This window comes from Odoribacter sp., assembly GCF_985060555.1.
In genome coordinates, this window is sequence record NZ_CFKYFN010000044.1 from 43,144 (window position 1) to 57,358 (window position 14,215).

The window sequence follows — 14,215 nt, forward strand, 5'->3', positions numbered from 1 at the left end:
CCGGCAGAAAAGTCTCCGGCCGCCTTTTCGCAGATGGCGAACCCATAAAAGCCTGTAAACCAACGCTACAGGTCCAGTTTTTTTCACCATCTTTGAATAAAATCTCCATGAGTATGGAAAAAACATTTGAACCGGTAGTTGCCTGTCCCCAACAACTACCGGTTCATCGATCGGCCGGAATACAGGCCGGTGTCCGACAAACAGCTTGCCGATGCCCGTATACAGCAGCGCACGGCCGAATTCCTAAGAGGAAAAAACAACGAGAATATATACGTACGACATATCTCTGTGGCTTGAAGAATCACATCAGTAAAATCAATTTGGTTACTATCGCTTAATGCCTTATACAACGTTCATATACAGGTTGAAATATGTTTTTGATAATAAATTTTCTTAAAAGGTTTTTATAGTTTCTTTTTATGTCATCGTTATTCAATATCTTACTTTATATAACCTGCAAATCTACCCCACGACAACACGTATTCAGATATGCCGGAATTTGCCGCCAGCGAACTAAAGATCCGTTAAAACAACTGCCAGGGAATAACCGACCTAATCATTAATTCCGGCATAACCAAGCTATTATACTCTGGCAAATAAACATTTGCAAAAGTCCTGTTTCAATTTCCTATACGATCCCTTCCCCAACTCAAAACATTTCCTTATTTTTGGTTAAAATTATTTAGCAAAGAAAATTAAAATAAATATTGGGACATGATGGTAATTCCAATCCATTCCGGAGATGAAAGGAAAAGTTACAATTTCATGATGCAAAAGGGTTGGTGTGATATCATTACCGGAAAACCTGACAAAAAGGTTAATCCGGAGTTGTTTAAACGATAACTAATTTATTTTCAAATCTATGGACGAATTAATTTATAGCGTAAAGGAAGTATTCTCCGACTTCCTGCGTAAAGAACTGACCGGATATTACAACATCCCGGAATACCAAAGAGGATATAAATGGAACGAAGCCAATATAGTGGCTTTATTAAACGATATTGAGAAATTCCGGCAGGAAACCGGAAACGCTGAAGCTACATTTTATTGCCTGCAAAACATTACCCTGGTAAAAAATACAAACGCAAACTGTTTCCATGTCGTAGACGGGCAACAACGCCTGACCACATTACTGATCCTGCTCTCTTTTCTACAACATGAAACCGACAGCACTCCTCTTCTCCTGGAAAATAAGCTACAATATTCTATCCGGCCGGAGACACACGAATTCATAACAAAACAGGTTCTCACAGGCCACATCTGGGAAAAGGAGACGGTCCCCGAACGAAAAGACCAGTATTATATCAGGGAAGTTGCCCGGAGCATCCAGGCATGGTTTAAAGAAAACACCGCAACAGACAAAGGTAAATTTCTGGAAATCCTGCTATCCCGGGTCAAACTAATTGTCAATGTCGTCGACGACAAAGAGGAGAAAATATTTTCCAGCCTGAATGGCGGAAAAGTTAACCTGGACGGTGCCGATCTGTTAAGGGTAATCCTGATGACCCGGGCAGCCAAAGAAAAATACCACGGCACCTCCGCCACCAGCGAAGTCCGTGAATTCCGCATACGCATGGGCATGGAACTCGACCTGATGAACCTTTGGTTCGGAAAAACAGCAGATTATTTCAAGCAATTCATCTCAGACCAAACCATCGGGATGGCACGCATCAACCGCTTTGATTTTACCACATTGCCTATAAACCTGCTCTACCTGCTCTATTACGAATACCGGAGAAACGAAAAGGAATCGCTGAATTTCAGCTTCTTTGAATATGGCAAAAACTCGAACGGCAACCCGGATGACGACCGCTGGGAAATGTACCTCGAACTACAGGAAATGTATGCCATCCTGCAACGCTGGTATAATGACAAGGAACTGTACCATTACCTGGGTTTCCTGTTCTTCAATTTCAAAGCACAGACTCCATTCCGCGACATTTACACCCAATGGAAAACATTGAATTCAAGGGATAAATTCCTGAAAGACATACAACATACAATAGCCACCAGAATGCTGGACAGGTATCTGGAGGAAACAGAAAAAGCAGCTCCGGACTACCAGAAATGCCTGAAGACAATGACAGAAGCAATTTCTGACTTCAGGGAGAACTGGTACAATAATGACAAGGAACTATACCAAATCCTGATCCTGCTGGATATTTTCCGGATACTGGATTCCAAGTCCATAAAAAAATTACCGACAGACTATTTTACCCGCAAATCCGGACAGAAAGACGGGGAAGACAAAGAGCATATCCTTTCCCAAACCCCACGCAAGGATAACGGGGAAATTGCCACGATCAAAACAGACTGGGAAAAATTTGCCCAGTCCGAAGATTTCAAGGATATCCGGTCCCAGATGCAGGAAATCCTGAATCATTCCGATGCAGAATTGACCGAACAGGAACTCACCCAGCTGCAAAACCTCCTGAATTCTGCCGGCCTGAATTCCATCGGCAATATGGTTTTACTGGACCTCAGGATCAACCGGAGCTACGGGAATGCCGATTATGCCCACAAACGGACTATAATTTTCCAGGAATATATGAACCAAAAATATGTACGTCCCCATACCCTCGCCGTATTTATGAAAGGGGATATCGATGCCAGGGAAGCCACCGGCATCCCGCTAAACCGGTGGACACTGGAAGATATTAAACGGAATACGGATAAAATCGCCAAAGAAATAGGAAAGAATTTCAATGCATGGTTAACTCAAAACAATTAAGATCATGAAAATGGAAGCCTTAAGTGTCAGGGATATTTTAAGCACACAAGACATCGTCATCCCCGAAATCCAACGTGAATATGTCTGGGGTAACAACAAACAATTGCTGGAACAATTCATCCGGGATATCACAACGGCCGGAACGGATATAAACGTCGGTTTCCTGTATTCCTATATGCCGGAACAGGCATCACATTCCACCTGTTTTCTGATCGATGGACAGCAACGGTTTACCACTTTAGTACTGATCCTCTATTATTTATCTATAAAAGAAAAGAGGCAAGCTGATTTTAACGGCCTGCTGAAATGTTCCGGAACGCACATGAGCTTTTCCTACCGGGTCAGGTCGACCACAGACGATTTCCTCCGGAAATTGTTTTCCGATAACACATGGTTTACAGGAACAGGCATCGAAAAACAAATAAAAAACAAAGGATGGTATACCACCATCTACGACAACGATCCTTCCATCCAAACCATCCTAAAATCCCTCCAAATCATCGATGAAAAACTGAGAGAGAATTCCGGGCCTTTATATGATACGATAGCCGGGAAGGTCCGGTTCTGGTACTTTAACGTAAAGGACACCTCCCAGGGGGAAGAACTCTACATCACCATGAACAGCCGGGGAGAAATATTACAACCCTACGAAAATATAAAACCCTTGCTTTTTGAGAAGCTCTGCGAATCGGGTTTAAAATCAGCCTATCATGCATATGGCAAACAATGGGATACCTGGGAAGAATTTTTCTATTCCCTGAATGAAGGGGAAGATATCAGGCAGGTGGATACCGGGATGAATAATTTTTTGCGTACGGTTATAGAGCTCCTCTCCTGCAAAGAGCACGACAAAATCAAACCGGCAGAAGATATCCTTGAAGTATCCCTCACCCTTTCCTCCATTTCAGATTACTACCAAGCCCTGGAAAAAATAAAAGGGCAATACCCGGAACAAGTCAAGCAACTATTCGAAAAAGGGGACCTATACGTGCTAAAAGGCCTGTTAACCGTATACGTAAAAGAAAACAGGGATGAACGCGATCCGCTACGGATATACAAAACCCTTGAAAACGGTTGCCGCAGAAAACTGGTCAACAATGTACCTTTACTAAAATTCCTGCGGAAATTCAGAAATTCAAATTTGCCGTTCTACGATTTCATCCACACCCAGCAAGAGGAGGCTCCGGAAGAATTACAAAATGTCTTTGACCAGCACGAACTGAATAAGATCAACATTTACAGGCAAACCGGCGACCCGGAACTTGAAGAGCTATTCTGGCAGGCAGAGGCACATCCCGTCACGAACGGTTCGTTAAAATGCATCTGGTATGAAAAATTCTCAGACAACGACGCCATTCGTCAGCCCTGGACAACTGCCGACAAAAATACATTCAGGAAGCGGTTCGGCTTGTTCCAGGAATTGTTTAAACCGGAACATATCCGGATCCCCTTGTCCACCCCTCCACAGCAGAATATTATCGACAATTCACTGATTGCAAGGGCATTAACTACCATCAACGACTATACCATAAATACCGGAGGACGTAACTGGTGCTTCGGATTTAGCGACAGATGGAAAGACATCATGAATACCCCCAAATCCTACCCTGTAGTTTCCGGATTAATCGATCAACTATCCGAAGATGACAGTCCTGTCTCCCTATATGACAAACTCCGGAAGATCATAGACAACTACCTTACCAACTATGACCTGAACAAAAAAGATTCCCGCTATTATATCGCAAAATATCCGGATTCCCTGCAAGCCATGCATGACGGACATAACATTATCTTCTTCGAAGCAGGATGGGATAACTATTGGATTGATGTCATCAATAAAGACCGGATGAGCTCTTATCACATCAACCTATTCAGGTATCTGGTTTACAAATATTACCCACTTACCAAAGATTTCAATCAATGGTTAGAGTTAAAGAATGGTCTGACGCTGGATTGTGCGGAACAGCATGGATGGTGTATCAAATATTCCGATAAAGTTAAAACTGAATTTGTGGAGGAACAATTTAAAGGGTATCCCCTGAAACCAAACCGGGAAGAGAAACTATTTTTTATTCCTGTCGACCTGAAAGAAGATTTGATTGAAGCCGGAATAGGTATTCTTGAAAAAATGACCCAAATCCTCTGACATCATGGAAAAACTGCACAAACTCATCCAAACCCTCCAAGCAAGCCCGCAAAAAGTAAAGCTATTGCAGGAAATCAACAGCCAACTGCTCTCCAGATTCAGACTGAAAATTACAGAGGGTATTTTTCTTTATCCCCTTGAAGTGGAGGCTTATTACAATGACGGGGATCAATTTGAAGACAGCTCCTGCCACTGCCATGCGTTGCAGTATGACCGGTTCGGCAAACTATATTTCCACCGCCTCGGAGCAACCGACACCATCGACAAAAACCGGGGCGGAACAGATCTCTGCCTCTCTACCCGGAACGGCCTGTGCTACAGCATTCTGATCCGAAGTGCTAAAATAAACGATCAGGTTATCATCGGCCCTCACCGCGTGGCAAAAAAAATACTTAACCAGCCCCCAACACCCCACTCAGAATTAGAAAACAAGGAAGTATTGGAGGTATCTCCGGAAAATGAATGGACATCAGGCCCCATTTTTCACGGCGAACGGATCAGACCGGGCAAAAATGCCGGAAGATACAGGAAGCTAAACCTGCGTTCCCTGACCGGACTGAAAGAATACAAATTTAAAGACAAAGAAAATGTCCTCCTTTCTCATATTCATTCATTGGAAAAATGGGAAGGTGAAAATCCGGAGGAACAGATAAAAGAGTGGCTGGGGTATAAATCAAAATCCCTGGCAGAGGCATTGAACAACCTTTCGTCACGGAAGACTGTATTATGGAAAACCTATAATGCAGCAAATCCGGTACAGACTGCCCGCCACGCAGACTGCACATTAATCCTCAACGGAATAACGGAATGCCTGCCTGAATTCTTTCAGGATAAAGACCGGACCCGGCGAACCCGGTTAATCAAAGACACACTGGCACGGCTAGGTAACAGCAAAGGCTATCTTTTCCATTGCAATGGGCTGGAAACGCAGGACGCCCCAAAAGAATCCGAATTATTATATGATTTCATGTGGTACACCCGAGCCCCTGACGACAGGTATGTCATCACCTCCTGTCCCCTGATTGCCGAATGTGAATGGAAATCTAAGCGGAAAAAAGACAGCCCGACTCCCTATTCCGGAATAAAATACGATTTCCAGAAATTACTCTTAGCCAATGCCAGCCTGCGGCTTATGATTCTGCAGAAAAAGTCAACTCACCGTCTGGAAGAGCTATATGACTATTTTGACCGTGCCATCGAGCAATGTGCAAACTTACCGGTACGATCCCGGTTTCTGTTTATTGCCTTCGATGCAGATATGCATGGCTTCCATTATCTGGAAAAGAGCAAGCACGGCGACGAACCGGACTGTGATGATGGATGATGTAAAAATTCCGGGGCAGACCTTTTGTCCGGTTAGATTTTCAAAGTTTATTATTAATCCGATCGAAACGGGAAATCAGCTTCGATCTGTTTTTTTCTCTTTAAACGAAACCGCCAGGGTACCGACAACCGAGGTGATTTCATTTACCAAACCGGATGAAGATGTCATAACTGTTTTGAATTCTAAAGTCCATTTTCCCCGGGATGATCATTAGAATAAAACAATCGATAATTCGTCCGGTTTCCCGGATATCCCAATAAATTTCCGACGATCTAATCCCGTCAACTGATTACCAAGGTGTAAAAACACCAAAATTTCTATCCATAATCTTCGATTAATACAGAATATTCTCTTTTAAATATAACATTTCATTTTATAATTTTCCCCAACTCAAAACATTTCCTTATTTTTGGTTAAAATTATTTGGCAATAGGGATATGGATAAATACAAGGAAGTGGTGGAGGCCCTGATCCGGTTCAGGGATGAACGGGACTGGGCACAGTTTCATGATTCGAAAAATCTGGCACTGGCGCTACTGCTGGAGGCATCGGAATTGAACGAGTTGTTTTTGTGGAAAAAAGAAAGCCAGGCCGAAGAGGTAAACCCGGAACGGCTGAAAGAGGAATTGGCGGACGTACTGACTTATTCATTACTGCTGGCCGAGAAGCACCATCTGGACATCTTCGACATTGTGCTGGAAAAAATCCGGAAGAACGGGGAGAAATATCCGGTAGAAAAAGCAAAAGGGACAGCTAAAAAATATACGGAACTATGATTGTATACCAATCGACCAAACAAGGTTTCCGGGATGATGTTTTCAGCAATGAGATCGATAAAAAAATTCTGGAAGCATATAAAATCCATCTGGGCCGGAGTACTTCTGCCAATGAAACCTTATCGTGGAAAAACTCGATGTCGTATATGGACAGGATCATGGAAGATCCTGACATCCCAGCAGATGCCGGTATTTCCATTGAATTTCAGATTCCCCTGACTTCCAAACGGATTGATTTCATCATTACCGGGCTAAATGAAGTACAACAGGAACAAGTCGTTATCATTGAACTAAAGCAATGGTCATCGGCTGAATTAACGGATAAAGATGCATTGGTAAAAACCCGTTTCCAGCATGGTGTCTCAGAGACGGCACACCCTTCCTATCAGGCATGGTCATATGCCACGCTGATCAAGGATTATAACCAGACCGTCCGGGACGAGCAAATCACGCTGACCCCCTGCGCTTATCTCCATAATTACCCGAAGGACCAAATCATCACGAATCCCCGCTACGAACCTTATATTACCGAAGCCCCTCCTTTTTTCCAATCTGACGCAGGAAAATTAAGGGAATTTATTAAAAAGTACGTCAAATACGGTGACTCAAAGGATATCCTGTACAAAATAGAAAATGGACGCCTCCGTCCTTCCAAGCAACTTGCAGACAACCTGGTTTCCATGCTCAAGGGGAACCAGGAATTTATCATGCTGGATGACCAGAAAGTGGTGTATGAGACAGCCCTGAGCATGATCCGGAAAGCAAGTGCCGACAAAAAACAGGTACTGATTGTCAAAGGCGGACCGGGAACCGGAAAAAGCGTAGTGGCAATCAACCTGCTGGTGGAGACCACCCGAAACAGGCTGGTCTCCCGCTACGTATCCAAAAACGCAGCACCCCGGGCTGTGTATGCGGCAAAGTTGGCCGGAACGTTACGAAAAAACCAGATTTACAATATGTTCGGGGGATCCGGCACTTTCTACAACACGCCAGCCAACACTTTCGACGTGCTTATCGTCGACGAAGCCCACCGCCTCAACCAAAAGAGCGGATTGTTTCAAAATCAGGGAGAAGACCAGGTCCGCGAAATTATCGGGGCAGCCAAATGTGTTATTTTCTTTGTCGATGACCATCAAAGGGTACACATCAAGGACATCGGAGACTCTGCCTATATTGAAAAAACAGCACGCTCCTGCCATGCATCCATAAAGAAACTCGAACTATCTTCCCAATTCCGTTGCAACGGTTCGGACGGTTATCTTGCCTGGCTGGACAATACCCTGCAAATCAACGATACGGCCAACATCCGCTTATCGCAGGATGATTTCGATTTCCGGATATTCAGTGACCCGAATGAACTGAGAAAAACCATCGAAGACAAAAACAAAACAAACAACAAATCGCGGATGGTGGCAGGTTATTGCTGGGACTGGAAAAGTAAAAGAAACCCGGAAGCCACTGATGTGAACATTCCTGACTTCGGGTTCGCCATGAAATGGAATCTCGAAAAAGACGGGAGTACCTGGATTATCGGGGAAAACTCTATTCATGAAATCGGCTGCATACATACCTGCCAGGGCCTCGAACTGGATTATGCCGGCGTGATTATCGGCAATGACCTGCGCTATGAAAACGGTAAAGTGGTCACAGACGTAACGAAACGCTCCCGGATGGACAGTTCCGTGAAAGGGATCAAGGTGGGGCGTACCCCGGCACAAGCCGCACAGCTTGCAGAAGAATTGATAAAAAATACCTACCGAACCCTACTTACCCGGGGAATGAAGGGCTGTTACGTCTATTTCTGTGACAAACCACTGGAAAATTACTTCAGGCAACAACTTGAACTTCCTCAAGAAAAAGCGAAGGTAGTTTCATTGCCGGAACCCCAGGGCCCCCGCATTGAACGTGAAGTCAATGACGACGTCAAATACATCGATTACCTGCCGCTCTACACCCTGAAAGCCGCCTGCGGTAAATTCGGTGAATGGCAGCAGGCAGAAGAAGAAGGCTGGATCAAAACAGAAGGCATGGGCAAATTGACTTCAGGCATGTTTATCATCCAGGCAAACGGCCACTCTATGGAGCCACGAATCATGGACGGGGATTTTTGCGTATTCCGTGCAAATATTGTGGGTTCCCGGATCGGTAAAATTGTCCTGGTCCAACATCCGGAACATTACGATTTTGAAAATGGTGGCAGCTATTCGATCAAAAAATACAGCAGTGAGAAAAAACAGGATCCGGAAACCGGTGAATGGATGCATGAAAGAATAATCCTTTACCCTCTGAATCCGGATTATCAGCCTATTGAAATCAGGAATGAAGAAGGATTTATCGTCGTCGGGGAATTTATCGGGATTGTAAAATAAAAAAGGGATTCCGGGACGGACCTTTCGTCCGGTTTGAGTTTTTTAAGTTTCTATTCCAACATCAGTAATTGAGATCAGTTCGATTATTAAACTTCAACCTTCCGGCTTAATAAAGGCCAATCCCCGGACGTTTTATTTCTTCCTGCAGCTTATATTTTACCTGCAATTCCGTCAAAGCCTGATCAACTAATTCAATTTGCATCCGGGTATCCTCATCGATATTATTCTGGTCCGTAAAAGCCGTCCATCAATCCTATGTCATTTTCGATGTAACCGAAGGGATTCGGAAAGGAATGATAACCGATACAGAATACAGCTATAAAAGAACTTACAACTGAATCCTGTCGCCATTTACACAAAATTATGAACAGGGCCAATATTATAAAGCCAGGATCACAATTCGATCCTATTTTTTAAATACCCAATACCTCTTATAATCTTTCAAAACCTTTATGCCATCTTCTGAAAATAGAGATGTCGTCTCTTTAATCCAAGCGGCGGACTTTTGTCTCAAATCCACCATTTCCTTAGCTACTTCAGGACTTAATTTTATTAACCGCATTAATTTCCTATTCGAATAGAAATAATTTACCAATACATGTTTACAACAGAGTAAAATAAGCACTACATTATAACTCAATTCAATATCTATTTCATTAAACTGACCGTCCAAGCTTATCTGCTGTGAAGAAGGAGTAGCATGAGCCAGACTACATAATACTTTCCAGAAATCGCACAGATGCTTTTTATCAGGTATTTTCAAAAGCCGCAAAATTTTATCATACACCTCATATTTCCTGTCTTCCAACCATTTTTCTGCCCATATTTCATTCTGTTGCTTATAGAAATATTTACCGATAACCAGATATTCAAAGACCTGACGCAACAAAATATTCGCAACACCATATTCTCCTCTTAAAAGAAGCTGATGAGCGTTGTACAACAAATAAGAAATCTTTACACAAGCCTGCATCAGTACCTTATCAAAATTTCGTTCGTTATATTCCCACATGCCTAAAGCATTGAGATAATAAAATGTCATTTGTTCCTGGCAATTAAAGCCCTGTATGAATAAATTAACCTGTATTTCTAATTTTTTCCCTAGAAATACCTGATTTTCCTGTTCTTGTTGTTGGTATTTTCCGATAAAATTTTTCATACTTCAATTTATAAAAATGGCCCCACAGTTCCAAACATCTTTATTTTAACGATATCTCTCCATATCATCTTCTGTTTCTCCGTTATAAACCATTAACAACCACAACCTCATTCTGAAAGGAAAAAAACATGAAACCGATTCCCCTGAAAAAAGAACGGCTTCAATATGAGCGATCGATGTATCCTACCCGCATCTAAGGAAAAATTTGCCGACATGCCGTTATTTGCAAGATCCCGTCGGTCATTCGGTGGAGACTGATGTATTTTTCTTTATTCCGTAACTTCAATATGACCAGCTTTTCAGAATAGCCGAGGATATCGATCAGAGAAGAGAAAGATTTGCCCTCTTTACGGGCTTTATCCACCAATTGATCATTATAACGCATAAGTTCATCGTAATCTTTAATCTTCGGTTCCAATTCAAAGGCGATATCTATATCCCCCAAATCCATTTGTTCCGGATTCAGATAACTACCGAACAATACCAGTTTGCTCACCCGATATGGATAAAAATCATCCCGGTTTACTTCTTCTACCCGTTTCAGAAATTCTTGCATGATCCGATCTGCTTTTTCACGGTTAATGGGAGCCATACAACGGGCTATGCTTAAAGCATTTCCTTTCAATGTCAAACGATACATGCCGTTGTCTGCTGGTTCGATATATCCCTTAGACAGCAATTCACCAACTAAACCTTCCGTCTCTTTTTCATTCAAATTGAAACGTTCTGCCAAGCCATCCCTTGTCATCAAACCGGAATATAAAAGCCGAAAATAATCCCTGATTTTCAAAACCGGAATTCCTGCTAACAGTTCATTTTTCGCAATTCTCATAACCCCTTGAATTTATAAAAAATTACATTTATTGAAATCTCTCTCCCAATAACCCTCCTTAATCACCATTTATAAACTAAAATTTATTAAGTCGACACCCCACAGTCGTTTTTTTATGATCACCAATGGATCGGTAGTACCCGGAGATTTTTCTAAAAGGTCATGGCGTTTATATACCATTGTACCCGGAAACCTACGGTTTCTGATTAGTACTTCGCTGATCGGCACATCTCCGATGCTACTTGGCGGAACTTCGTTCCTGATAAAAATGCCACTCCAGCACCAAAGGTTCGCCAATCAGAAATCCGAAGGATTTCACCTATCCGGAATCTGCAAGGTGACACTGATCAGGAACGAAATAACGCTAATCCAGATAAATCTACATTTTGATTATAAGACTATTTGTTTAATGAAATCAGCCAATAATCCTTTATATTTGAAGTACTAAGATAACAAAAATAAACGAGATTACCAATTTTCTATTTCTCTCTTCAGAATGCTATAAACGTTCAAATCCACATATTGCCCGTCAGCCATCAATTCCCCTTCGCGCTCAACGCCTTCAAGGGTAAAACCCAGGCGGCGGGGGATGGCATTGCTAGGTGCATTTCCGGCTGCACAACGGATACGAATACTGTTCATTCCCCGTTCGCTGACCGCCCATTCACAGAGATGGCGAACACAACGGGTCATTATACCACGGCCCTGATATTCGGGGATCAACCAATAACCGATCTCGGTGCGATGATTAATATTATCGGTGATGACAAACCCCACCAGTCCGCACAATTCGTGGCCCTGGCCGATAACAAAGACGATGTTCCGATCAGCATAGGGAAGAGCCAGCTGTTCATTTAAAAACGCTTCTTCGTCAGCCACCTCCTTCAATCCATCGACAAAAGGAAGCCACGTACGCAAATATACCCGATTATCATATATCGTCTGCCAGATGATAGCGGCATCGGCCAAAGTAGCTTCACGGATAAAAAAATCCGGTCCTATCTGTGCAGAATAGCCTGTTTCTTCCCTATTCAAGGCTGACGGACATGAAGATTGTTTTTTCATATAAATTCAATAGTCAGGATTAACCCAACAAAGATATAGATTAATTTCAGATTCAGCCTAACCGGTTTCCCGAGTATTTAATCCCCTCTCATCTTGCCTCTGTTGATTTCACGTATCATCCGGCAGGAACAAGACTATTGGCCTGAATATTTTCGGCAACGACACTTCCGGCCCCGATAACACCACCTTCACCGATAGTGACTCCCGGCAGGATTATTGCACCTCCTCCGATCCAGCCACCATCCTCTATCGTCACCGGCAAGGCAAAAGTATGACGGATATATTCGCTACCTTCCGGTATCCCGACAGGAGTCAGGCGTTCGTCCAAGCCGACAGGATACCTAGCCGTATAAATCCGTACGTCGGAAGCGATGAGCCCCCGCTTCCCGAGTGCGATCCGGTTAAAACCGACAAAGGTACAACCAGTGTTTACCACCACCCGATCACCTATATGAATATTACAACCATAACCTCAACTAAAAGCATGCCCGACCGCTCCCCCCTGTACCGATACTTCCGAACATCCCGCACAACAAAACCTTTTTTCCTCTTTCCTTTCATAAGGTAAGAAATTATACTTCATCAATAAAACAATGTGTTTTTCTTTTCAGCTCAGGAAAAACGGGAACATGACAATCATACCACTCACCGGCCAGACATTTTTCCAGTTCTGTTTTCATAAGCCAAACTATCCGGTTTACAGTACAGTCACTATCTCATTCACCGGTTTCCTGACAGAAACACATGCCGGGAAGCGTTTACATACCCCAGGGAGATGATCACGACAGGCTCCTGCCATCCGGTAACTACAATCGAGATTTCACCCGTCCGGATCGAAATTATAACCCCATCAACTCCCTAATCCCTGTACCGCTACAGCCAAACAAATATGTTCGGCCGCTATCGCCGCACCGATATCTGCATGGTTCTTCTTATCCGGGTTCCGTACCCAGCCAACCACTTTATCGATACAAAATGACAATATACACCGGAGCGCCGGCAAACCATTACCGATCGTAGCATTGCCGTACTTGCTGTTTTCGTGCTTCACTTTTATAACATGCCAATCATCAACCCGGCTGTATTTTACGCCATAAAACGGATAAATCGCTGGTAGAAACGATCATCCGGAAGTACGTAAACCGGAATCTCTACAGTAAAAAGATTATCGCCCAGGTAATCAATACCACCATCATTGTTGTCGCCCGCAATATCGCCCTGTTTCTTCCCCGGCAAATGAATAAATGTCCGGAAGAAAGAGCTTTGAATATCCTGCAATATATTCAATCCAATATTCATCGTTCCGAGAAGATCAATACCCCGGCGACAAACTGACATTTCGGAATCTCACCCTTATCCGGGACGGTTAATAAAAACATGCCAGGTTGAGTCCAGTTTCAATTCTACCTTAGTTCAATTAAAAGGGATTTCCACAAGCTTATTTTTCTGGGACATTCTCCAGTTTCAATTCTACCTTAGTTCAATTAAAAGAAGCCACCATTTCCCCATCCGTTGTTACCCCAACCCAGTTTCAATTCTACCTTAGTTCAATTAAAAGGGGATTGAAGGTATCAATGAACTAACCGATCTGGCAGTTTCAATTCTACCTTAGTTCAATTAAAAGGAGTATTGCAGAATGGCGTTTAGCTATCGGTATGGAGTTTCAATTCTACCTTAGTTCAATTAAAAGACTCATTCTTTAAAAGAAAAATATGGAAAAGACATGTTTCAATTCTACCTTAGTTCAATTAAAAGATGCTCTATAAAGGGGTTGTATTTGGAGTTTACGGGTTTCAATTCTACCTTAGTTCAA

The 14,215-nt window shown here is 42.9% G+C and carries 10 protein-coding genes and 2 pseudogenes; 7 read left to right on the plus strand and 5 right to left on the minus strand.

Annotated elements, in window-relative coordinates:
• Positions 1 to 113 precede the first annotated feature (113 nt).
• From AC5RDS_RS06025 to AC5RDS_RS06050, 6 genes are all read left to right on the plus strand, one after another.
• On the plus strand, positions 114 to 338 hold the full coding sequence (locus AC5RDS_RS06025; protein ID WP_140398595.1) for a hypothetical protein: 225 nt from the start codon (positions 114 to 116) through the stop codon (positions 336 to 338).
• 524 nt (positions 339 to 862) lie between these two features.
• Positions 863 to 2,731, plus strand: coding sequence for a DUF262 domain-containing protein (locus AC5RDS_RS06030; protein WP_306445167.1), 1,869 nt, complete (start codon positions 863 to 865; stop codon positions 2,729 to 2,731).
• Positions 2,732 to 2,735: 4 nt separating this feature from the next.
• On the plus strand, positions 2,736 to 4,877 hold the full coding sequence (locus AC5RDS_RS06035) for a DUF262 domain-containing protein (RefSeq protein ID WP_087384277.1): 2,142 nt from the start codon (positions 2,736 to 2,738) through the stop codon (positions 4,875 to 4,877).
• Between the two features lie 4 nt (positions 4,878 to 4,881).
• Positions 4,882 to 6,201 (plus strand): hypothetical protein, encoded by a 1,320-nt coding sequence (locus AC5RDS_RS06040; protein WP_087384280.1) that lies wholly within the window; start codon positions 4,882 to 4,884, stop codon positions 6,199 to 6,201.
• A 437-nt stretch (positions 6,202 to 6,638) separates the two neighbouring features.
• Positions 6,639 to 6,977, plus strand: a complete 339-nt coding sequence (locus AC5RDS_RS06045; protein WP_013611546.1) for a MazG-like family protein — start codon at positions 6,639 to 6,641, stop codon at positions 6,975 to 6,977.
• The gene (locus AC5RDS_RS06050; RefSeq protein WP_013611547.1) at positions 6,974 to 9,346 is read left to right on the plus strand and encodes a DNA/RNA helicase domain-containing protein; all 2,373 of its coding nucleotides are present in this window, start codon (positions 6,974 to 6,976) and stop codon (positions 9,344 to 9,346) included. Before AC5RDS_RS06045 ends, AC5RDS_RS06050 begins: the two co-directional genes overlap by 4 nt.
• A gap of 406 nt (positions 9,347 to 9,752) precedes the next feature.
• On the opposite strand, the gene AC5RDS_RS06055 is transcribed toward AC5RDS_RS06050, so the two are convergent.
• From AC5RDS_RS06055 to AC5RDS_RS06075, 5 genes and pseudogenes are all read right to left on the minus strand, one after another.
• Entirely contained in the window at positions 9,753 to 10,505 is a 753-nt protein-coding gene (locus tag AC5RDS_RS06055) for a hypothetical protein (protein WP_013611548.1), read from the minus strand.
• A gap of 193 nt (positions 10,506 to 10,698) precedes the next feature.
• Positions 10,699 to 11,337: a hypothetical protein gene (locus AC5RDS_RS06060; protein ID WP_013611549.1), complete on the minus strand. Its 639-nt coding sequence runs from the start codon at positions 11,335 to 11,337 to the stop codon at positions 10,699 to 10,701.
• A 468-nt stretch (positions 11,338 to 11,805) separates the two neighbouring features.
• Positions 11,806 to 12,402 (minus strand): GNAT family N-acetyltransferase, encoded by a 597-nt coding sequence (locus AC5RDS_RS06065; protein WP_013611550.1) that lies wholly within the window; start codon positions 12,400 to 12,402, stop codon positions 11,806 to 11,808.
• A gap of 77 nt (positions 12,403 to 12,479) precedes the next feature.
• Positions 12,480 to 13,082: pseudogene (locus AC5RDS_RS06070) on the minus strand (maltose acetyltransferase domain-containing protein).
• 170 nt (positions 13,083 to 13,252) lie between these two features.
• Complete coding sequence (locus AC5RDS_RS06075; RefSeq protein WP_049782840.1) at positions 13,253 to 13,453, minus strand: nitroreductase family protein; 201 nt, start codon at positions 13,451 to 13,453, stop codon at positions 13,253 to 13,255.
• An 8-nt stretch (positions 13,454 to 13,461) separates the two neighbouring features.
• On the opposite strand from AC5RDS_RS06075, the pseudogene AC5RDS_RS06080 reads away from it, so the two are divergent.
• Positions 13,462 to 13,734: pseudogene (locus tag AC5RDS_RS06080) on the plus strand (AraC family transcriptional regulator); the annotation flags it as partial.
• Positions 13,735 to 14,215: the final 481 nt, after the last annotated feature.

Excerpts from the sequence above, each read along its gene's own strand:
- AC5RDS_RS06025 (WP_140398595.1), top strand. The coding sequence starts at position 114 with ATGGAAAAAACATTTGAACCGGTAGTTGCCTGTCCCCAACAACTACCG.
- AC5RDS_RS06030 (WP_306445167.1), top strand. The coding sequence starts at position 863 with ATGGACGAATTAATTTATAGCGTAAAGGAAGTATTCTCCGACTTCCTG.
- AC5RDS_RS06035 (WP_087384277.1), top strand. The coding sequence starts at position 2,736 with ATGAAAATGGAAGCCTTAAGTGTCAGGGATATTTTAAGCACACAAGAC.
- AC5RDS_RS06040 (WP_087384280.1), top strand. The coding sequence starts at position 4,882 with ATGGAAAAACTGCACAAACTCATCCAAACCCTCCAAGCAAGCCCGCAA.
- AC5RDS_RS06045 (WP_013611546.1), top strand. The coding sequence starts at position 6,639 with ATGGATAAATACAAGGAAGTGGTGGAGGCCCTGATCCGGTTCAGGGAT.
- AC5RDS_RS06050 (WP_013611547.1), top strand. The coding sequence starts at position 6,974 with ATGATTGTATACCAATCGACCAAACAAGGTTTCCGGGATGATGTTTTC.
- AC5RDS_RS06055 (WP_013611548.1), bottom strand. The coding sequence starts at position 10,505 with ATGAAAAATTTTATCGGAAAATACCAACAACAAGAACAGGAAAATCAG.
- AC5RDS_RS06060 (WP_013611549.1), bottom strand. The coding sequence starts at position 11,337 with ATGAGAATTGCGAAAAATGAACTGTTAGCAGGAATTCCGGTTTTGAAA.
- AC5RDS_RS06065 (WP_013611550.1), bottom strand. The coding sequence starts at position 12,402 with ATGAAAAAACAATCTTCATGTCCGTCAGCCTTGAATAGGGAAGAAACA.